Below are 19,151 nucleotides of genomic sequence, written 5' to 3'. Positions count from 1 at the left end.
GCCGAACCGGGTCCGGCAGGTCGCGGGCGGTGGCTCAGTGGTCCCGCGCCGTCCAGGTCATCAACGTCGCCTCGGGGCGGCAGCACAGCCGCACCGGGGCGTACGGCGAGGTGCCCGCGCCCGCCGAGACGTGCAGCCACGAGGTGCCCACCTGGCCGGGCCGGGAGTCGGCGGGGTGCCGGTGCAGGCCCTTGGCCCGGGCGGGCTCGAGGTCGCAGTTGGTGACCAGGGCGCCCTTGAACGGCAGGCACACCTGGCCTCCGTGGGTGTGGCCGGCGATGGTGACGTCCCAGCCGTCGCGGGCGTACTGGTCGAGCACCCGGAGGTACGGCGCGTGGGCGACCGCCACCCGCACGTCGGCGTCCCGCGGGGCGGGTCCGGAGACGGCGGTGAGGTCGTCGTACTCCAGGTGCGGGTCGTCGACGCCGACGAAGGCCAGGTCGAGGTCGTCGACCCGCAGCCGGCCCGAGGTGTTGGTCAGGTCCAGCCAGCCGGCGCCGGTGAACGCGTCGCGCATCTCGCCCCACGGGAGCCTCGGGGTGCGGGTGTTGCGGCGGCCGTCGTCGGGCAGGAGGTACCACAGCGGGTTGCGCGGCTTGGGGGCGAAGTAGTCGTTGGAGCCGGGGACGAACACCCCGGGCACGTCGAGCAGCCGGCCCAGTCCCTCCAGCACCGGCCCGACGGAGTCGCGGTGGGCCAGGTTGTCCCCGGTGTTGACGACGAGGTCGGGCTCGAGGTCGGCCAGCGAGGCCAGCCAGCGACGCTTCCGGCCCTGCGAGGGCGTGAGGTGCAGGTCGCTGAGGTGCAGGACCTTCAGCGGCCGGTGGCCGGGCGGGAGCAGCGGCACCTCGACCCGGCGTACGACGAAGCTGCGCACCTCGATGCCGGCGGCGTACGCCAGGGTGGTGGCGCCGAGGAGCGCCCCGCCGCCGACGACGGCGCCGGTCAGGCGCAGCGCCCGGGCTGCGGCCGCGGGCTGGACGGGGCCGGAAATCCGGTGCGGCTGCATGGAGCCAGGCTGCCACAATGGTCTCCATGACCCTCAAGGAGCGACTGCGCAGCGACCTCACCACCGCCATCAAGGCCCGTGACGAGCTCCGTTCCTCGACGCTGCGGATGGTGCTCACCGCCGTCACCACCGAGGAGGTCGCCGGCAAGGAGCACCGCGAGCTGACCGACGAGGACGTGCTGACGGTGCTCACCCGGGAGGGCAAGAAGCGGCGCGAGGCCGCCGAGGCGTTCGGCGACGCCGGCCGCGAGGAGCAGGCGGCCAAGGAGCGGGCGGAGTCGGCCGTGATCGCGGAGTACCTCCCCCAGCAGCTCGACCAGGCCGAGATCGAGGCGCTGGTGACCCGGACCATCGACGAGCTCGGCGTGCGCGCCGACGGCCCGCGGGCCATCGGTCGCGTCATGGGCGTGCTGACGCCGCGCACCAAGGGCCGCGCCGACGGCGGGGCCGTGGCAGCCGTCGTCAAGGCCCAGCTGACCGCCGGCTGACCGGCGCCCCGACCAGCTCGACCTGCCCCACCAGCCCGACCTGGCCCGGCCTGCCGTGGCGGCGGGCCGGGTCGGGGGTCAGCGTGACGGGTAGAGCGTGACCGTGGTGCCGCGCTCGAGCTGGGTGCCGGCCGCGGGCTCGGTGGCGGCGATGGTGCCCCGACGACCGTCGCTGCTGCGGGCGTCGCCCAGGGTGACCTGGAAGCCCTGGCCCGACAGGGCCTGGAGCGCGCTCTTGGCGCGCATCCCTGCGACGTCCTCGACCGGCACGGTCACGGGCGCGTCGCCGAAGGACGGTGAGGTGAAGTCCTCGTAGGGGAGCCCGTCGGAGATGCCGCGCATGGCATCGGCCCACATCGGCCCGGCCAGCGTCGAGCCGGCGGCGGAGTAGACGTAGCTGCCACCCACGACCTGGCCGTTGAGGCTGACCCAGTTGCCGTTCTGGTCGGCGCCGGCGATCATCGCGGCGGTCGCCATGGTCGGGGTGTAGCCCGCGAACCACACGGCCATGTTGCTGTTGATCGTGCCGGTCTTGCCCGCCGAGGGCACCGAGAGGGCCAGCGCCTGGCCGAAGCCGCCGGGCTGCAGCACCCCCCGGAGGATCTGGTTGACCGCGTCGGCCGTGGACTCCTTCATCACGCGCTCGCAGCGGGCCGGGTAGTTCTTGAACACCTTGCCCTCGGCGTTGAGGATCTGCGTCACCGGCCGGGCGTCGCAGTGCACGCCGCGAGCACCGAAGGTGGCGTACGCCGAGGCCATCTCGAGCGGGCTGACGTCGGCGATGCCGAGCGTGAACGACGGCACCCGCTCGCGGTCGGGGTCGGAGAGGTCGACGCCCATCGCCTTGGCGAGGGCGTAGGGCTCGCAGAGCCCGGTGCGGCGCTCGAGCTGGGCGTAGAAGGTGTTGACCGACTCGCGGGTGCCGGTGGTCATGTCCTTGAAGCCGCTCGTGGTGCTGTTGCCCGGCTCCCACGGGGTGCTGACGGGGTAGGCGCCCTCGCAGGAGGTGAAGTCGCTCTGCGGGATCGAGATCTTCTCCGGCGAGTTGAAGCCGGTCGACAGGGGCAGGCCCTGCTCGAGGGCGGCCGCCAGCACGAACACCTTGAACGTCGACCCGGCCTGGAAGCCGTTGGAGTCGCCGTACTTGGAGTCCACGACGTAGTTGAGGTAGGTCTGGCCCTTGCTCTTCTCGCGTCCCATCGGCCGGCTCTGCGAGACCGCCCGCACCTCGCCGGTGCCGGGCTGGACCATCGCCAGGCCGCCGATCGCGGTGTCGGTGGGGTCGACGGCCTCGCTCGTCGCCTCGTCGGCGGAGCGCTGGTAGTCGAGGTCGAGCGTCGTCTTGATGGTCAGGCCGCCCGCGTTCAGCAGCTGGGCGCGGTCCTGCTCGGTGCGACCCAGGGCCGGGTCCTCGAGGAGGTAGCGGCGCACGTAGTCGCAGAAGAACGGCGCCGAGGTGCCCAGGCAGCCGTTGCGGGTGCGGGAGACCTTGAGCCCGAGCTTGCGGTCGCTGAGGGTGTCGGCCCGCTCCTGGGGGATCACGCCGAGCTCGGCCATCCGGGCCAGCACGACGTTGCGGCGGGCCTCGGCGCGGTCGGGGAAGCGGGTGGGGTCGAAGCCGACGGGGTTCTTCACCAGGCCGGCGAGCGTGGCGGCCTGCTTGATGTCGAGCTGCGAGGCGGGGACGGAGAAGTAGTGGCGGGCGGCGGCCTGCACGCCGTAGGCGCCGTCGCCGAAGTAGGCGAGGTTGAGGTAGCGCTCGAGGATCCAGCTCTTGGAGTAGTTCTCCTCGAAGGCGATCGCGTGCCGCAGCTCCTGCACCTTGCGCTGGTAGGTGTTCTCGGTGGCCGCCGCGCGCTCCTCGTCGGTGTCGGCCTGCGTCACGAGCGTCATCTTGGCCATCTGCTGGGTGATCGAGGACCCGCCCTGGGTGCTGCCGCTGGCCGTCTGGTTGTTGACGAAGGCGCGCATCGTGCCCTTGAGGTCGAGCGCGCCGTGCTGGAAGAAGCGGTAGTCCTCGATGGCGACGATCGCCTTGCGCATCACCGGGGAGATCTTGCTCAGCGGGACGTTGACCCGGTTCTCGTCGTAGAACGTCGCGACGAGGTCGCCGTCGGCGTCGAGCACGCGGGTGCGCTCGGCCAGCGGCTCGGCCTTGAGCTCCTCGGGCAGGTTGCGCATCGAGGCCGAGGTCGCCTTGGCGCCGGCGCCGAGGGCACCGACCAGGGGGACGGCGAGCCCGGCGGTGAGCACACCGAGGACGACGGAGACGACCACGATGACTCCGAGGTGGGAGACGACCGTGCCGAACGAGACGTGGGGACGGCGTCGCGACATACCACAAGGATACGGGAGCGTGGTGGTGATCCGACCGAGCGGCGCAGCCCGACTAGTCCGAACGGACTATGCAGATCTGCCCTCTCCGTGCCTGTTTCGATCCTCGCAGTCTCTTTAGTCTGATTCCTGGGTGGAAAACGGACGTATCGGGGCGAGCCGCTAAAAAGCCCGGGACTTGGACTCTGGAGGGAACTATGTCCTGGAACGAGATGTGGGCCAACGTGGCCCTGTGCAAGACGTCGAAGCCTGACGAGCTGTTCGTGCGTGGCGCGGAGCAGCACAAGGCCAAGGTGGTGTGCGGGGCGTGCCCCGTGCGCGCCGAGTGCCTCGCGGAGGCTCTCGACAACGAGATCGAGTGGGGCGTGTGGGGCGGCCTGACCGAGCGCGAGCGTCGGGCGTTGCTGCGCAAGCGGCCCAACGTCACCTCGTGGCGGCAGCTGCTCGAGACGGCCAAGACCGAGCACGAGGCCACCGTGGGTGGCGGGGTGCAGGCGGTCTGAGCGACCGGTTCGTGCCGCGGGTCGGGTCGGGGAGGGCGCGACCCGCGGCGTGATCAGCCCCTCGGGGCGTCACGGCGGGCTGCGGGCTGGGCGCCCAGCAGGTCGCCGATGCGGCGCAGGCCGTCGAGGTCGTGCACGTCGGTCGACAGCGCCGGCAGCACCGCCGTGGGCACGTCGGGGTGCGAGGTCGCGAAGCGGGCGGTGAGCGTCCGCTCCCGCTCGACCAGCGTCAGCCGGTCGGCGTGCAGCCGCAGCAGCCCGGCGGCCAGGTCGTGCTCCTCGCTGTCGTCGCGCCCGGCCGGGCGCAGCCGCTCGACCGCGGCCAGGGCCGCGTGGGCGGTGAGGCCGTCCGCGGGCGCGCTGCTGGCCCGGTTGACGACCAGGCCGGCCAGGGGCATGTCCTCGGACCGCAGCCGCTCGACGAAGTACGCCGCCTCGCGCAGCGCGTCCGGCTCCGGGGCGGCGACCACCACGAACGCCGTACGCCGGTCCTGGAGCAGCTCGAAGGTGCGCTGCGCCCGCGCCCGGAACCCGCCGAAGAGGGTGTCGAAGGCGGCGACGAACGCCTTCATGTCCTGCAGCACCTGGGCGCCGATGATCTTGGTGACCGCGTTGGTGACCATGCCGAAGCCGGCGGTCATCAGGCGGGCCGGGCCGCGGGCCGGCGCCAGGAGCAGCCGCATGAACTTGCCGTCGAGGAAGCTGGAGAGCCGCTCGGGGGCGTCGAGGAAGTCCAGCGCGCTGCGCGAGGGCGGGGTGTCGACGACGATCAGGTCGTGCGCGCCCGTGCGCCGCGCCTCGGCGTCGAGCTGCCCGAGCTTCTCCATCGCCATGTACTCCTGCGTCCCGGCGAACGAGCTCGACACCGCGACGTAGAACGGGTTGGCCAGGATCTGGGCCGCCTTCTCGGGGCTGGCCTGGCTCTGCACCACCTCGTCGAAGGTGCGCTTCATGTCGAGCATCATCGCGTCGAGCGAGCCGCCTGCGGTGGCGTCGATGTCGGGCACCGGCCGGGGGGTGTTGTCGAGGGCCTCGATGCCCATCGACTGCGCGAGCCGGCGCGCCGGGTCGATCGTCAGCACGACGACCTTGCGGCCGCGCTCGGCGGCCCGCAGCGCCAGGGCCGCCGACGTCGTGGTCTTGCCGACGCCGCCGGAGCCGCAGCACACGATGATGCTGCGGGAGCGGTCGTCGAGCAGGGCGTCGACGTCGAGCACGCGGGCGGGGTCGTGGGTGGCGACGAGCGGGCCCACGCGGGCGCGGGCGCGACGGGCGCGGGGCGCGGCGCTCACGCCAGCCCCTGGGTGCACAGCTGCTCGGCCAGCTCGTAGAGGCCGCCGAGGTCCTGCCCGCCGACACCGGAGGCCAGCCGGGTCAGCTCGACCACCGGCACGCCCAGGTCACGGACCAGCGCCCGCTGGCCGTCCTCGAGGTCGCGGCGCTCGGCGTGCTGCACGCCCTCGTCGAGCAGGCCCGCGAGCAGCTCGTCGGTGACCTCGACGCCGGCCCCGGTGAGGACCGACCCCAACCGCGAGCGGTCGACCGACCCGGCGAGCAGCGCGGCGCGGTCGTCGTGGTCGAGGTCCCGCGGTCGGACCTGGTTGACGACCACCGCCCCGACCGGCAGGCCGGTGCCGCGGAGCTCCTCGATCCCGTCGGCGGTCTCCTGCACGGGCATCTCCTCCAGCACGGTGACGAGGTGGATCACGGTGCGCTCGGAGCGCAGCAGCGTGGTGACGGTGTCGGCCTGCGACTTGATCGGTCCGACCTTGGCCAGTCCGGCCAGCTCGTCGTTGACGTTGAGGAACTGCGCGATCCGACCGGTGGGCGGGGCGTCGAGCACGATCGCGTCGTACGTCCTCGCGCCCTTGTTGCGGCTGTTGCGGTTGGCCGCCTCGTAGACCTTGCCGGTCAGCAGCACGTCGCGCACGCCCGGCGCGATGGTGGTGGCGAACTCGATGACGCCGAACCGGTCGAGGGCCTTGCCGGCCCGGCCGAGCCGGTAGTACATGTCGAGGTACTCCAGCAGCGCCGACTCGGGGTCGATGGCCAGCGCGTAGACCTCGCCCGACCCGGCCTGGGGCCGCACCAGCAGCCGCTCCTCGTAGGGCAGCGGGGGGACGTCGAAGAGCTGGGCCACGCCCTGCCGGCCCTCCACCTCGCACAGGAGCACCGTCTTGCCCCGGGACGCCAGCGCGAGGGCCAGGGCGGCCGAGACGGTGGACTTGCCGGTGCCCCCCTTGCCGGAGACGACGTGGAGCTGGACCCCCGGGAACAGCTCGGGGGGACGCGAGGGTGAGGGCACGCCTCGAGCGTAGAGGCCGGGCGCCCCCGACCGGGCGGAGTGTGCGGCGACCCACACCGGTCCGGGGCAGGGTGTGCGGCGGCGCCATGTGACCTGCGCCATGCCCGTGGCAGGATCGGCCGCGGAGGTGGTCTACGACCATGGACAAGGTGAGTGCGAGCGCGGCCGAGGCCGTGTCCGACATCGGTGACGGCGCGACGCTGTCGGTGGGCGGGTTCGGGCTGTGCGGGATCCCGTCGGTGCTGATCCAGGCGCTGCTGGAGCAGGGCACGACCGACCTGGAGGCGTTCTCGAACAACGCCGGCGTCGACGACTGGGGTCTCGGGCTGCTGCTCGGTGCCGGTCGGATCCGCCGGATGGTGGCCTCCTACGTCGGGGAGAACAAGGAGTTCGCCCGGCAGTACCTCTCCGGCGAGCTCGAGGTCGAGCTGACCCCGCAGGGCACGTTGGCCGAGCGGATGCGCGCCGGTGGCGTCGGCATCCCTGCCTTCTTCACCGCCACCGGCGGCGGCACCCAGGTGGCCGACGGCGGCCTGCCCTGGCGCTACGACGACGCCGGCAACGTGGTGGTCGCCTCCCCGCCCAAGGAGACGCGCACCTTCGAGACCCCCGACGGTCCCCGCGAGTTCGTGATGGAGGAGGCGCTGGTCGCCGACTTTGGGCTGGTCCGGGCCTGGAAGGGCGACCGGCACGGCAACCTCGTCTACCGCGACTCCGCGCAGAACTTCAACCCGCTCGCCGCCATGTGCGGCCGGGTCACCATCGCCGAGGTCGAGGAGCTCGTCGAGCCCGGCGACCTCGACCCCAACCACGTGCACACCCCGGGCGTCTTCGTCCACCGCGTGGTGGAGCTGACGCCCGAGCAGGCGGCCGAGAAGCGCATCGAGAAGAGGACGGTGACCCCGCGATGAGCTGGAGCCGCGAGGAGATGGCCGCCCGGGCGGCCTCGGAGCTGACCGACGGGTCCTACGTCAACCTCGGCATCGGGCTGCCCACGCTGGTGCCCAACTACGTCGACGACGACGTCGAGCTGGTGCTCCAGTCCGAGAACGGCCTCCTCGGCGTGGGGGCCTACCCGCTGGAGGGCGACGAGGACGCCGACCTGATCAACGCGGGCAAGGAGACGGTCACGCTGCGTCGCGGCGCCTCGATCTTCGACTCCGCGCTGTCCTTCGGGATGATCCGCGGCGGCAAGATCGACGCCGCCATCCTGGGCGCGATGCAGGTCTCGGCCGCCGGCGACATCGCCAACTGGATGATCCCCGGCAAGATGGTCAAGGGCATGGGCGGCGCGATGGACCTCGTCCACGGCGCGCGCAAGGTCATCGTGCTGATGGAGCACACCGCCAAGGACGGCTCCTACAAGATCGTCGAGGAGTGCTCGCTGCCCTACACCGGCCGCGGCGTCGTGCAGCGGATCATCACCGACCTGTGCGTCCTCGACGTCACCCCCGAGGGCCTGCAGCTGGTCGAGCTGGCGCCCGGAGTCACCGAGGACGAGGTGCGCGAGAAGACCGAGCCGACGGTCCACGTCCACTAGGCGGCGTACGCCGGATCGGAGGAGCTCGCGGGGCTCGACGGGGATGTCGGGAATGTCTGGGCGACCCGGGGCGTTCTGGAGTGGTCAAACTTTCCACTACTCCGGAGGTCCACCTCGTGACCCGTGCATTCGACCCCGTCCGAATCGGCCGCTGGGAGCTCCCGCAGTCCTTCGTGATGGCCCCGCTCACGCGCAACCGTGCCGGTGAGGGCAACGCCCCCACCGAGCTCAACGCCACCTACTACGGGCAGCGGGCGGGCGCCGGTCTGATCATCACCGAGGGCGTCGCCCCCAGCCACGTCGGCCAGGGCTACCTCAACGTGCCGGGCCTCTACACCAAGGACCAGGTCGCCGGCTGGCGCATGGTCGCCGACGAGGTGCACCGCAAGGGCGGCACCGTCGTCGCGCAGCTGATGCACGCGGGCCGCATCGCCCACGCCGACAACAAGGACGGCGTCGACACCGTCTCCGCCAGCGCCGTGCGCGCTCCCGGCGAGATGGTGACCGCCGAGGGCCCCAAGCCCCACGACGAGCCGCGCGCGATCGCGACCGACGAGCTCGCCACGGTCGTCGAGGAGTACGCCACCGCCGCCCGCAACGCGGTCGACGCCGGGCTGGACGGGGTCGAGGTCCACGCGGCCAACGGCTACCTGCTCCACCAGTTCCTCGACCCGACCATCAACCTGCGCGACGACGACCACGGCGGCTCGCCGGAGAACCGCGCCCGCTTCGTCATCGAGGTCGTGCAGGCCGTGGCCGCGGCCATCGGCGCCGACCGGGTGGGCGTGCGCCTGTCCCCGGGCCACCAGTTCAACGGCATCGGCGAGGAGCAGGGCGAGGACCTCGAGGCGACCTACCGCGCCGTCGTCGACGGCATCGCCCCGCTCGGCCTGGCCTACCTCTCGCTGCTCGCCAGCCCGCTGGAGCCGCTCGAGGCGCTGGTCAAGGACCTCAAGGCCCGCTTCGGCGGTCCGGTCCTGCTCAACAGCGGCTTCGGTGACGTCACCAGCCTGGACTCGGTCGAGGAGCTGCTCGCGACCGGGCTGGCCGACGCGGTCGTCGTCGGTCGGCCGTTCCTGGCCAACCCCGACCTGGCCACGCGCTGGGCCGAGGGTGCCGAGCTCAACGAGCCGGACGCCGACACCTTCTACGGCGGTGGCGCCGAGGGCTACACCGACTACCCCACGCTCGACCAGGCCAGCTGACCCAGGCTCGGCCCGACGAGGCCCGGGACGCGCTCACCGCGTGTCCCGGGCCTCGTGCCGTCACGGGGCGGGTGGCAGCTGCCGCAGCACCGTCGGCCAGGCGTCCGAGGCCGGGTCGATCAGCGACATGTGGTCGCACGTCAGCTCGGTCAGCGCGACCCACGGGTGCCGTCCGACGAGGCCGCGGCTCAGCGACAGCGGCACCGACTCGTCGGCCGAGCCGTGCACCACGCGGACGTCGTACGGCGGCCGCCGCTCCAGCAGCAGCGCCGGGTCGGCCTCGTCGGTGGGGTGGTCGCCGAGCAGCGCCGCGGCGGCGCCGTCGCCGAGGTGGAGCCGGTGCGCCTCGGCGAGGTCGGCCACCGGCGCCAACGCCACGACGCCGTCGAGCGGGGCGCCGGTGGCGGCCAGCCAGAGCGCCAGGTGGCCGCCGGCGGAGTGGCCCATCGCCCAGGTGGGCCCGGACCGCACCCCGATCCGGCCGAGCAGCTCGGGCAGCACGTCCAGCGCCCGGCGTACGTCGGACCCGGTGGTGGGCCAGCCGCCGCCCGCCCCGACGCGGCGGTACTCCGGGGTCGCCACCACCCACCCCTGGTCGGCGAGCGCGCGGGCCTGCGGACGGGTGTGGCGCCGGTCGTGGGCCGCCCTCCAGAACCCGCCGTGCACCAGGAACACCACGCCGGCGGTGCGGGCCGGCAGCCGGCCCCCGGGCAGGTGCACGTCGAGCAGGCCGTCGTCGTGCTCGGCCCAGCGCAGGGTGGCGTCGGGGGGAGGACCGCTCATGGCGGCCACCCTAGGAGCACCCTAGGGTGGCGGCATGACCCAGTGGGAATACCTGACGGCGCCGGTGCTGGTCCACTCGACCAAGGCGATCCTCGACAACTTCGGCTCCGACGGCTGGGAGCTGGTGCAGATGGTCCCGGGGATGAACCCCGAGAACCTCGTCGCCTACTTCAAGCGGCCCAAGCAGTGACCGCCGGCGGCACGGACACCCCCGAGGAGCGCCTGGAGCGGCTCGGCCTGGCCGTGCCGCAGGTGGCGGCGCCCGTCGCGGCGTACGTCCCGGCGGTGCGCAGCGGCTCCCACGTCTTCACCTCCGGGCAGCTGCCGATGCGCGACGGCCAGCTGCTGCTGACCGGCAAGGTCGGCGCCGAGGTCTCCCAGGAGGAGGCGGTCGACTGCGCCCGCCAGTGCGCGCTGAACGCACTGGCCGCGGTGCGCGCCGAGGTCGGTGAGCTGTCGGCCGTGCGCCGCGTGGTCAAGGTCGTCGTCTTCGTCGCCTCCGCGCCCGACTTCACCGCCCAGCCGCAGGTCGCCAACGGCGTCTCGGAGCTGCTCGGCGAGGTGTTCGGCGAGCAGGGCCGCCACGCCCGCTCCGCGGTCGGCGTGTCCGTGCTGCCGCTCGACGCCCCGGTCGAGGTCGAGCTCCTCGTGGAGGTCTGAGCGTGGCCCGGGTGCAGCTGCCCGCGGCGTTCGTCGAGAGCGCCCGTGCCTTCACCACCGGCGAGAAGCAGCCGGTCGAGCCGCGCAACGCGGCGACCGTGGTGCTGCTGCGTCCCGGGAGCGCCGGTGGGTCCGAGGTCTACCTGCTGCGGCGGCAGACCTCGATGGCCTTCGCCGGTGGCATGTGCGTCTTCCCCGGTGGCGGCGTCGACCCGCGCGACTTCGACGACCACGGCGTGCGGTGGGCCGGTCCCGACGCCGCGACCTGGGCCCGGCGGCTCGGCACCGACGAGGCCACCGCCCGCGCCCTGGTGTGCGCCGCGGTGCGCGAGACCTTCGAGGAGTCCGGCGTGCTGCTGGCCGGCGAGTCGGCCGAGACCGTGGTCGCCGACGTGACCGGCGAGGACTGGGAGCGCGACCGGGCGGCCCTGGAGGGTCGCGAGCTGGCGTTCACCGACTTCCTCGAGCGGCGCGGGCTGGTGCTGCGCACCGACCTGCTGGCGCCCTTCCGGGCCTGGCTGACCCCGGAGTTCGAGCCCCGGCGCTACCGCACCTGGTTCTTCGCCGCGGTCCTGCCCGAGGGGCAGCGCACCCGTGACGTCTCCACGGAGTCCGACGCCGTCGCCTGGCTCCCGGCGCTGGACGCCGTGGCGCAGGTCGACGCCGAGCAGATCCTGATGCTGCCGCCGACCTGGATGAGCTGCCTCGAGGTGGGCCAGCACGCCGGCCCGGCCGACGTGCTGGCCGCAGGCTCCGACCGCACGGTCGAGATGTTCGTGCCCGAGCTCGTCGAGGACCCCGACGATCCCGAGGGCGCCACGCTCACCACGCCTCCCTGGATGCAGGAGCTGCTCGAGGGTCGTCCGTGAGCGGGGCCCCCGCCTGGTCCGGCGGGGTCTTCGGCGAGCGGGCCCGCTGCCTGCTCGCCCCCAACGCCAACGAGATGACCCTGGACGGCACCAACACCTGGGTGCTGCGCGAGCCCGGTGCCCGCCGCTCGGTCGTGATCGACCCCGGGCCGCCGGACGCCGGCCACCTCGACGCGGTCGCCGAGGCCGCGGGGGAGGTCGGGGTCGTGCTGCTCACCCACCACCACCTCGACCACTCCGAGGCGGCCCGCGAGTTCGCCGAGCGGGTGGGGTGCGGCGTACGCGCGCTCGACCCGGAGTGGCGGCTGGGGTCCGAGGGCCTCGCCGGGGGCGACGTGGTCGAGGTCGACGGTCTCGAGGTCCGGGTGGTCGCGACTCCGGGTCACACCGCCGACTCGCTGTCGTTCGTGCTGCCCGCGGACTCGGCCGTGCTGACCGGCGACACCGTGCTGGGGCGCGGCACCACCGTGGTGGCCCACCCCGACGGCCAGCTCGGTGCCTACCTCGGCTCGCTGGACCGGCTCCACTCGCTCGCGCAGGAGCAGGGCTTGACCCGGGTGCTGCCCGGCCACGGTCCGGTCCTCGACGACGCCCTCGGGGTGCTCGATCACTACCGCGCCCACCGCCGCAACCGGCTGGCCCAGGTCGAGGCCGCCCTCGGGACGCTGCGCGACGAGCAGCTCGACGAGGACGCGCTGCCGCGCCGCGTGGTCGAGGTCGTCTACGCCGACGTCGACCCGGTGCTGTGGGGCGCGGCCGAGCTCTCGGTGCGCGCACAGCTCGCCCACCTGGCCGGCCAGGGCCGGGTCTGAGCCTCCGGCGCGGCCGGCGCGTCCGAGCTGCGGGTCAGCGGGCCCGGCGGCGCATCCGCTCGACGTCGTGGATCACGACCGAGCGCGGCTCCAGGCGCAGCCAGCCCCGCGAGGCGAAGTCGGCCAGCGCCTTGTTGACGGTCTCGCGCGAGGCGCCGACCAGCTGGGCCAGCTCCTCCTGCGTGAGCTCGTGGTGCACGTGCACGCCGTCGTCGGCGGTGCGCCCGAAGCGGTCGGCGAGGTCGAGCAGCGCCTTGGCGACGCGACCGGGCACGTCGGAGAAGACCAGGTCGGCCACGACCTCGTTGGTCTTGCGCAGCCGGCCGGCCAGCTGGGAGAGCAGTCCGAGGGCGACGCCCGGTCGGCCCTCGAGCCAGCGCAGCAGGTCGTCGTGGGACAGCGAGAGGAACGTCGTCTCGGTGACGGCCGTGACGGTCGCCGAGCGCGGGCCGGGGTCGAAGAGCGACAGCTCGCCGAACATCTGGCCGGGGCCGAGGATCGCCAGGAGGTTCTCGCGGCCGTCGGAGGAGGTGCGGCCGAGCTTCACCTTGCCGTCGGTGACGATGTAGAGCTTGTCGCCCGGGTCGCCCTCGTGGAAGAGCACCTCGCCCCGGCGGAGGCGGTTCTCGCCCATGGAGGACCGCAGCGCGGAGGCCGCCTCGTCGTCGAGCGCGCTGAACAGCGGCGCCTGGCGGAGTACGTCGTTAGTCACGCGTCGGTTTCCCTTCCTCGGAGGGCACCCCGGGCGTGGGCGGGTGCCGCGGGTCACAGTCTGTCCCATCGGCCACGTGATCGCCACGCGACCACACCGTGGGACCGGGCGCGGGGGCGGGCCGAGGTGGTCCCGACGCCCGGACCTCGCACCCGGGGCAGGCGGGTCGCGCCCGTACCCTGGGGCCGTGCCCGCCACCCCCGTCACCCCCTCGAGCGGTCCCGCCACCACCCTCGTGCGCCGCGCCCGCAAGGTCGACCGCGTCCTGGGCGAGACCTATCCCGACGCCCGTTGCGAGCTCGACTTCGACAGCCCGTTCGAGCTCCTGGTGGTGACGGTGCTCAGCGCCCAGACGACCGACCGGCGGGTCAACGCCGTGCGGCCGACGCTGTTCGCGGCGTACCCCGACGCGCGGGCGATGGCGGCCGCCCCGCGCGAGGACCTCGAGCGCATCGTCGGTCCGCTCGGCTTCTTCCGCGCCAAGACCGAGTCGCTGCTCAAGCTCTCGGCCGCGCTGGTGCAGGACCACGGCGGCGAGGTGCCGCCCCGGCTCGACGACCTGGTCAAGCTCCCCGGCGTCGGCCGCAAGACCGCCAACGTGGTGCTCGGCAACGCCTTCGGCGTCCCCGGCATCACCGTCGACACCCACTTCGGGCGGTTGGTCCGACGGCTCGGCTGGACCGAGGAGACCGACCCGGTCAAGGCCGAGCACGCCATCGGGGCGCTGTTCCCCAAGCGCGACTGGACGATGCTCAGCCACCACCTGATCTGGCACGGTCGCCGCGTCTGCCACGCCAAGAAGCCGGCCTGCGGTGCCTGCACGGTGGCGCGCTGGTGCCCGTCGTACGGCGCGGGGCCGACCGAGGCGGAGGCCGCGGCCGCGCTCGTCAAGACCCAGGGGCCGGCGTGAGGCGCAGGCGCCGGCTCGCCCTCGCGGCGGCGTCGGCGCTGCTGCTGACCGGGTGCGCCGGTGGCGCCGAGCCGGCCCCCGCCGGCACGGGCAGCACGGGCGGCGACCAGCCGTCGCTGGAGGGTCAGACGAGCGGCTCGCTGCCCGACGTACGCCTCGACGCCTTCGGTGGGTCGGGGGAGCCGCTCGACCTGGGTGCGATCAAGGGGCCCGTGGTGCTCAACCTCTGGGCGAGCTGGTGCGCCCCCTGCCGCGAGGAGCTGCCCTACTACCAGGCGTTCTCGCAGGCCTACGACGGTCGCGTGGACGTGGTCGGCATCGACTTCCAGGACACCCAGACCGAGAAGGCCGCCGCGCTGGTCGAGGAGACCGGCGTGACCTACCCGCTCTACTCCGACCCCGACGGGGTCACCCGGGCCCAGGCGCTGCCGCGGATCGTGCTCGTGGACGCCCAGGGCGAGGTCGTGTTCCAGCAGTACGTCGAGATCGAGTCGGTCCAGCAGCTCGAGGACCTCGTCGCCGAGCACCTGGGGGTGCGTGCGTGAGCCTCCCCGACTGGATGGAGCCCATCCGCGACGGCGCGGCGACCATCACGGCCGAGGACATCAGCCGCTTCGTCCCGCCCGAGGGCGCCAGCACCCGCAAGGGCGCCGTGCTGATGCTCTTCGGCGAGGGGGAGCAGGGTCCCGACCTGCTGCTCACCGAGCGGGCGCACACGATGCGCTCCCATCCGGGGCAGGTCTCCTTCCCCGGCGGCTCCATCGACGCGAGCGACGCCTCGCCCGTCGCGGCCGCGCTGCGCGAGGCCGAGGAGGAGACCGGCCTCGACCCGGCCGGCGTCGACGTGCTGGCCTCGCTCCCCGAGCTGTGGCTGCCGCCCAGCAACTTCGCCGTCACCCCGGTGCTGGGGTGGTGGCGCGACCCGGTCCCGGTCGGGGTCGTCGACGCCGACGAGGTGCACGCCGTGCTGCGGGTGCCGCTCGAGGAGCTGCTCGACCCGCAGCACCGCGTCACCGTCACCCACCCGATGGGCTACCGCAGCCCGGGGTTCCTCATCGGCGAGCAGCACGACCTCGTGCTGTGGGGCTTCACCGCCGGGCTGGTCAACAAGCTCTTCGACCACGTCGGGCTGACCCGCGAGTGGGACCCGCACGTCGAGCACCCATTACCGGACTACATGCTCGGCCTGGGCCAGGATTGAGCGCCTGACCCTCCGCCCTGATCCTTCGCCCGACCTCCGCCCCGCCCCTCCGCCCGCCGACCCGAGAGCGCAGCCATGAACCTCCTCGACTGGTGCCTGGTCGCGCTGGTGCTCGCCTACGCGCTCTCGGGCTACTGGCAGGGCTTCGTCACCGGCGCCTTCGCCACCGCCGGGCTCGTGCTCGGCGGCTTCGCCGGCATCCTGCTGGCGCCCCAGCTGCTCGGGGACGCCGCGCCCTCGCTGTGGGTCTCGCTCGGGGCGCTGTTCGTGGTGCTGGTGCTGGCCTCGATCGGGCAGGCGCTCTTCCAGTGGGCCGGCAGCCGCATCCGCGACAAGATCACCTGGCAGCCGGTGCGCGCCGTGGACGCCCTCGGCGGCTCGGTGCTGAGCGTGGTGGCGGTGCTGATCGTGGCCTGGATGCTCGGCGTCGCGATCAGCGGCTCCCGGCTCCCCGGCATCGGTCCGCAGGTCCGCGAGAGCAGGGTCCTGGTGACCGTCAACGACGCGATGCCGGTGCAGGCCCAGCAGGTGCTGCGGTCCTTCGACTCCGTCGTCGGCAACAGCTTCTTCCCGCGCTACCTCGAGCCGTTCGCCCCCGAGCGGATCGTCGAGGTGGCGCCGGCCCGGCCGCGGGTGCTGCGCGACCCCGACGTCCGCGAGGCCGGGCGCAGCGTCTACAAGGTGCGCAGCAACAACCGCTGCGGCAGCGGCGTGGAGGGCTCGGCGTTCCTCTACGCCCCCGAGCGGCTGATGACCAACGCCCACGTCGTGGCGGGCGTCACCGAGCCCCAGGTCGTCACCGACAGCGGCGAGACCCTCGACGCCACGGTCGTGCACTACGACCCCGACATCGACGTCGCCGTGCTCGCCGTGCCCGGCCTCGACGGCCCGACCCTGCGCTTCGACCTCGAGGGCAGCGAGCGGCAGCAGGGCGCCGTCCTCGGCTACCCCCAGGACGGCCCGTACGACGCCCGCGCCGTCCGCATCCGCGCCGACCAGCGCCTGCGCTCGCCCGACATCTACGGCAACGGCACGGTGGTCCGCGAGGTCTACTCGCTGCGCGGGCTGGTCCGCCCCGGCAACTCCGGCGGCCCCTTCGTCTCGACCGACGGCCGCGTCCTCGGCGTCGTGTTCGCCGCCTCGGTCAGCGACGCGGACACCGGCTACGCCCTCACCGCCCGCCAGGTCGGGCGCGCCGCGGCGGTCGGCATCGACGCCACCGCCCGGGTGTCCAGCGGCAACTGCACCTGAGGGGTCGGCGTACGACGGGTGGGCGGCTGTGGCTGATCACCAGGACGTCCGGGTGATCAGCGCCTCCGCCGGACGTCCGGGGAGTCAGCAGTCCCTCAGCGCTTGCCCTTGAGCGCGCTCGGGAACTCCTTGGCCTGACCGATGGCGCGCTCGGGGGCCTTGACCTGCTTGAGCTTCTTGACGCCCACGAAGCCGAGGACGCCAGCGATCAGCAGGTAGAGGAAGAACACGATCAGGAATCCCCAGGCCAGGTCGAGCCCGGTGAAGGAGATGAAGTGGGCGATCGCCACCGACAGCATGATGATCGCGAGCAGGGCGAGGAACGCCGCCGCGGCGAACAGGCCGATGCTGATGCCGCCGGCGCGGACGGAGACCTTGAGCTCGGACTTGGCGAGCGCGATCTCCTTCTGGATCAGTCCGGAGACGTCACGGCTGGCGTCGACGACCAGCTTGCCGATCGTGGGTTCCTCGGTGACTGCGGGCTCGCGGTGTGCCATGGGGTGCTGCCTTCGGTTGGGGACGCCGGGGGTCGCTGTGACCCTACCGTCCTGGCGCCGCCGCGCCGCCGCGGTTGGTCCCGTGGTCGCTGCAGTGAGAGAGTGGTCGCCCGGGAGGGGAGTATTCCCTCGCGACGCGCTCGTCAGCACGGCCAGGACGCACCCTGACCCGGACGCGTCGGTCAGCGGCGCGACACGGCGGCCGGTGGCGGAAGAGACCTCCGGACAACGTCTGCGTCCCGGCGCAGCCAGAACACCTAAGGTCGTCTCTCTCGTGGTCGTCTCCCCCCTCGTCTGGTGGCTCACGATCGGCATCACCGTCGCGGTGCTGCTCTTCGACATCCTCATCATCGGCCGTCGCCCGCACGAGCCCTCCAAGCGCGAGGTCAGCGTCGCGCTCGCGGTCTACATCGGGCTCGCCATCGCCTTCGGCATCGGCGTGTGGGTCTTCGCCGGCCACCAGTACGGCACCGAGTTCTTCGCCGGCTGGCTGACCGAGTACTCCCTCTCGGTCGACAACCTGTTCATCTTCCTGATCATCATGGCCAAGTTCGGCGTGCCCAAGGAGCTGCAGCAGTCCGCGCTCCTCGTCGGCATCGTGCTGGCCCTGATCATGCGCGGCATCTTCATCTTCGTCGGCGCCGCGGCCATCGAGCAGTTCAGCTGGGTCTTCTACATCTTCGGCGTCTTCCTGATCTGGACCGCGGCCAAGCTCGCCAAGGAGGGCGCCAGCGACGAGGAGGAGGAGTTCGAGGAGAACCGCCTCATCAAGTTCGTCGAGAAGCGCTTCCCCGCTACCGCCGAGTGGCACGGCTCGAAGATCTTCACCACCGAGAACGGCAAGCGCGTCATCACGCCGATGTTCATCGTGATCATCGCGCTCGGCACCACCGACCTGCTCTTCGCGCTCGACTCGATCCCGGCGATCTACGGCCTGACCGAGGAGCCCTTCCTGGTGCTGACGGCCAACATCTTCGCGCTGATGGGCCTGCGGCAGCTCTACTTCCTCATCGGCGGGCTGCTCGAGCGCCTGGTCTACCTGTCCTTCGGGCTGGCCTTCCTGCTGTTCTTCATCGGCGTCAAGCTGATCCTGCACGCCATGCACGAGAACGAGCTGCCGTTCATCAACGGCGGCGAGCACATCGAGTGGGCCCCCGACATCCCGACCCTGGTCTCGCTGGGCGTCATCATCGGCACGCTGGTGATCACCACCGTCGCGAGCCTCGCCAAGACCGGTCTGCCCGGCAAGGACGAGAAGCCGGGCGTCAAGAGCCTCTGAGGCTGCACCCCGGCCCCTCGGGGCCGGGGTGACCCGGCTCACGGAACAAGTACGTCGGTGCACCTGTTCTGTTGAACGTTCAAACGTCAACGGAAGAGGCCCATCCCCATGAAGATCCTGATGCTCGTCGGCAGCCTGCGCGCCGGCTCCTGGACCCGCGAGCTGGTCGACACCGTGCCCGGGCTGCTGCCCGCGGGCGTGGAGGCGACGGCGTACGACGGGCTGGGCGACCTGCCCCACTACGACCAGGACCTCGACGGCGACGCCGCTCCGGCCTCGGTGCTCGCCTTCCGCGAGGCGCTGAGGAGCGCCGACGCGCTGGTCGTGGCCACCCCGGAGTACAACGGCTCGATCCCCGGCGTGCTCAAGAACGCGATCGACTGGGCCTCGCGCCCCCGCGGAGCGGCGCCCATCGACGGCCTGCCCGCCGCCGTCCTGTCCGTCAGCCCCTCGCCCCGCGGCGCCCAGTGGGCCCGCGAGGACCTCGTCAAGGTGCTGCGCGTCGCCGGTGCCCAGCCGCTCGAGGACGCCCTCGGGGTCGCGACGGTGCACGAGGCCGTCGTCGACGGCGCGATCACCGACGCCGACGTCGAGGCGGCCCTGCGGCTGCTCGTCGGTCGGCTCGTCGCCGCCGGCCGGGAGCGCCAGGCCGCCTGAGCGTCGTACGTCGGTCGGCGTCGGGTCGGGCCGGGTCGCCGTCGGGTCCGGGTCGGGCCGGGTCGGGTGCCGGGTCGGTGTGCCGGGCCCGTGTGTCGCCGGTTTCCCAGGTGATGAAGGGAAACCGCCTCCTCGC

General features: G+C 72.9%; 22 protein-coding genes. 15 read left to right on the top strand and 7 right to left on the bottom strand.

Translation table 11 applies throughout. The features are described 5' to 3' along the window. Nucleotides 1-34: 34 nt before the first annotated feature. A complete protein-coding gene (locus ASG49_RS12935) occupies nucleotides 35-1,009 on the bottom strand; it encodes a metallophosphoesterase (protein ID WP_082534117.1) in 975 nt (324 codons plus the stop codon). Between the two features lie 26 nt (nucleotides 1,010-1,035). On the opposite strand from ASG49_RS12935, the gene ASG49_RS12930 reads away from it, so the two are divergent. Continuing rightward, nucleotides 1,036-1,497, top strand: coding sequence for a GatB/YqeY domain-containing protein (locus tag ASG49_RS12930; protein ID WP_369814228.1), 462 nt, complete (start codon nucleotides 1,036-1,038; stop codon nucleotides 1,495-1,497). Nucleotides 1,498-1,575: 78 nt separating this feature from the next. On the opposite strand, the gene ASG49_RS12925 is transcribed toward ASG49_RS12930, so the two are convergent. Continuing rightward, complete coding sequence (locus tag ASG49_RS12925; RefSeq protein ID WP_056542539.1) at nucleotides 1,576-3,834, bottom strand: transglycosylase domain-containing protein; 2,259 nt, start codon at nucleotides 3,832-3,834, stop codon at nucleotides 1,576-1,578. 194 nt (nucleotides 3,835-4,028) lie between these two features. Between ASG49_RS12925 and ASG49_RS12920 the strand changes: the two genes are divergently transcribed. Next, nucleotides 4,029-4,334 (top strand): WhiB family transcriptional regulator, encoded by a 306-nt coding sequence (locus ASG49_RS12920; RefSeq protein ID WP_056542537.1) that lies wholly within the window; start codon nucleotides 4,029-4,031, stop codon nucleotides 4,332-4,334. A gap of 53 nt (nucleotides 4,335-4,387) precedes the next feature. On the opposite strand, the gene ASG49_RS12915 is transcribed toward ASG49_RS12920, so the two are convergent. Next, nucleotides 4,388-5,587, bottom strand: a complete 1,200-nt coding sequence (locus ASG49_RS12915) for an ArsA-related P-loop ATPase (protein ID WP_082534156.1) — start codon at nucleotides 5,585-5,587, stop codon at nucleotides 4,388-4,390. Between the two features lie 35 nt (nucleotides 5,588-5,622). Beyond that, nucleotides 5,623-6,639 (bottom strand): ArsA-related P-loop ATPase, encoded by a 1,017-nt coding sequence (locus ASG49_RS12910; RefSeq protein WP_235562065.1) that lies wholly within the window; start codon nucleotides 6,637-6,639, stop codon nucleotides 5,623-5,625. A 140-nt stretch (nucleotides 6,640-6,779) separates the two neighbouring features. Between ASG49_RS12910 and ASG49_RS12905 the strand changes: the two genes are divergently transcribed. From ASG49_RS12905 to ASG49_RS12895, 3 genes are all read left to right on the top strand, one after another. Further along, nucleotides 6,780-7,550, top strand: a complete 771-nt coding sequence (locus ASG49_RS12905; protein WP_056542535.1) for a CoA transferase subunit A — start codon at nucleotides 6,780-6,782, stop codon at nucleotides 7,548-7,550. Continuing rightward, on the top strand, nucleotides 7,547-8,179 hold the full coding sequence (locus ASG49_RS12900) for a CoA transferase subunit B (RefSeq protein ID WP_056542533.1): 633 nt from the start codon (nucleotides 7,547-7,549) through the stop codon (nucleotides 8,177-8,179). The genes ASG49_RS12905 and ASG49_RS12900 overlap by 4 nt, the downstream gene beginning before the upstream one ends. A gap of 116 nt (nucleotides 8,180-8,295) precedes the next feature. Further along, entirely contained in the window at nucleotides 8,296-9,384 is a 1,089-nt protein-coding gene (locus tag ASG49_RS12895) for an alkene reductase (RefSeq protein ID WP_082534115.1), read from the top strand. A 60-nt stretch (nucleotides 9,385-9,444) separates the two neighbouring features. Here the strand turns inward: ASG49_RS12895 and ASG49_RS12890 are convergent, their stop codons facing one another. After that, the gene (locus ASG49_RS12890) at nucleotides 9,445-10,167 is read right to left on the bottom strand and encodes an alpha/beta hydrolase (protein ID WP_056542532.1); all 723 of its coding nucleotides are present in this window, start codon (nucleotides 10,165-10,167) and stop codon (nucleotides 9,445-9,447) included. Between the two features lie 34 nt (nucleotides 10,168-10,201). Here ASG49_RS12890 and ASG49_RS18660 point away from each other — a divergent pair, with 34 nt between their 5' ends. From ASG49_RS18660 to ASG49_RS12875, 4 genes are read left to right on the top strand one after another with little or no spacing between them, the layout of a single operon-like run. Continuing rightward, nucleotides 10,202-10,357, top strand: a complete 156-nt coding sequence (locus ASG49_RS18660; protein ID WP_123388689.1) for a DUF4177 domain-containing protein — start codon at nucleotides 10,202-10,204, stop codon at nucleotides 10,355-10,357. After that, a complete protein-coding gene (locus ASG49_RS12885) occupies nucleotides 10,354-10,827 on the top strand; it encodes a RidA family protein (protein ID WP_056542530.1) in 474 nt (157 codons plus the stop codon). The genes ASG49_RS18660 and ASG49_RS12885 overlap by 4 nt, the downstream gene beginning before the upstream one ends. Before the next feature lie 2 nt (nucleotides 10,828-10,829). Further along, nucleotides 10,830-11,696, top strand: coding sequence for an NUDIX domain-containing protein (locus ASG49_RS12880; RefSeq protein WP_056542528.1), 867 nt, complete (start codon nucleotides 10,830-10,832; stop codon nucleotides 11,694-11,696). Next, a complete protein-coding gene (locus ASG49_RS12875) occupies nucleotides 11,693-12,508 on the top strand; it encodes an MBL fold metallo-hydrolase (protein WP_056542526.1) in 816 nt (271 codons plus the stop codon). Before ASG49_RS12880 ends, ASG49_RS12875 begins: the two co-directional genes overlap by 4 nt. A gap of 34 nt (nucleotides 12,509-12,542) precedes the next feature. Here the strand turns inward: ASG49_RS12875 and ASG49_RS12870 are convergent, their stop codons facing one another. Then, nucleotides 12,543-13,220: a Crp/Fnr family transcriptional regulator gene (locus ASG49_RS12870; protein ID WP_056542524.1), complete on the bottom strand. Its 678-nt coding sequence runs from the start codon at nucleotides 13,218-13,220 to the stop codon at nucleotides 12,543-12,545. Nucleotides 13,221-13,407: 187 nt separating this feature from the next. Between ASG49_RS12870 and nth the strand changes: the two genes are divergently transcribed. The 4 genes from nth to ASG49_RS12850 all read left to right on the top strand — a co-directional run bounded on the left by nth (nucleotide 13,408) and on the right by ASG49_RS12850 (nucleotide 16,582). Continuing rightward, the gene (gene nth / locus ASG49_RS12865) at nucleotides 13,408-14,130 is read left to right on the top strand and encodes an endonuclease III (RefSeq protein ID WP_056542522.1); all 723 of its coding nucleotides are present in this window, start codon (nucleotides 13,408-13,410) and stop codon (nucleotides 14,128-14,130) included. Next, nucleotides 14,127-14,675 carry a TlpA disulfide reductase family protein gene (locus ASG49_RS12860; RefSeq protein ID WP_056542517.1) on the top strand — a complete coding sequence of 183 codons (549 nt, stop codon included), beginning with the start codon at nucleotides 14,127-14,129 and terminating at the stop codon, nucleotides 14,673-14,675. The genes nth and ASG49_RS12860 overlap by 4 nt, the downstream gene beginning before the upstream one ends. Beyond that, nucleotides 14,672-15,331 (top strand): CoA pyrophosphatase, encoded by a 660-nt coding sequence (locus ASG49_RS12855; protein ID WP_056542515.1) that lies wholly within the window; start codon nucleotides 14,672-14,674, stop codon nucleotides 15,329-15,331. Before ASG49_RS12860 ends, ASG49_RS12855 begins: the two co-directional genes overlap by 4 nt. Before the next feature lie 75 nt (nucleotides 15,332-15,406). After that, complete coding sequence (locus ASG49_RS12850) at nucleotides 15,407-16,582, top strand: MarP family serine protease (protein WP_056542513.1); 1,176 nt, start codon at nucleotides 15,407-15,409, stop codon at nucleotides 16,580-16,582. A 95-nt stretch (nucleotides 16,583-16,677) separates the two neighbouring features. On the opposite strand, the gene ASG49_RS12845 is transcribed toward ASG49_RS12850, so the two are convergent. Further along, a complete protein-coding gene (locus ASG49_RS12845) occupies nucleotides 16,678-17,079 on the bottom strand; it encodes a phage holin family protein (RefSeq protein ID WP_056542511.1) in 402 nt (133 codons plus the stop codon). A gap of 274 nt (nucleotides 17,080-17,353) precedes the next feature. Between ASG49_RS12845 and ASG49_RS12840 the strand changes: the two genes are divergently transcribed. Together ASG49_RS12840 and ASG49_RS12835 are read left to right on the top strand one after the other, a co-directional pair. After that, nucleotides 17,354-18,358: a TerC family protein gene (locus ASG49_RS12840; RefSeq protein WP_056542509.1), complete on the top strand. Its 1,005-nt coding sequence runs from the start codon at nucleotides 17,354-17,356 to the stop codon at nucleotides 18,356-18,358. A 108-nt stretch (nucleotides 18,359-18,466) separates the two neighbouring features. Further along, nucleotides 18,467-19,015 carry an NADPH-dependent FMN reductase gene (locus ASG49_RS12835; protein WP_082534113.1) on the top strand — a complete coding sequence of 183 codons (549 nt, stop codon included), beginning with the start codon at nucleotides 18,467-18,469 and terminating at the stop codon, nucleotides 19,013-19,015. The last annotated feature ends 136 nt before the right edge of the window (nucleotides 19,016-19,151 follow it).

This window comes from Marmoricola sp. Leaf446, from assembly GCF_001424755.1.
GTDB lineage: Bacteria > Actinomycetota > Actinomycetes > Propionibacteriales > Nocardioidaceae > Marmoricola.
This window is presented reverse-complemented; position numbering and strand designations above follow the sequence as displayed.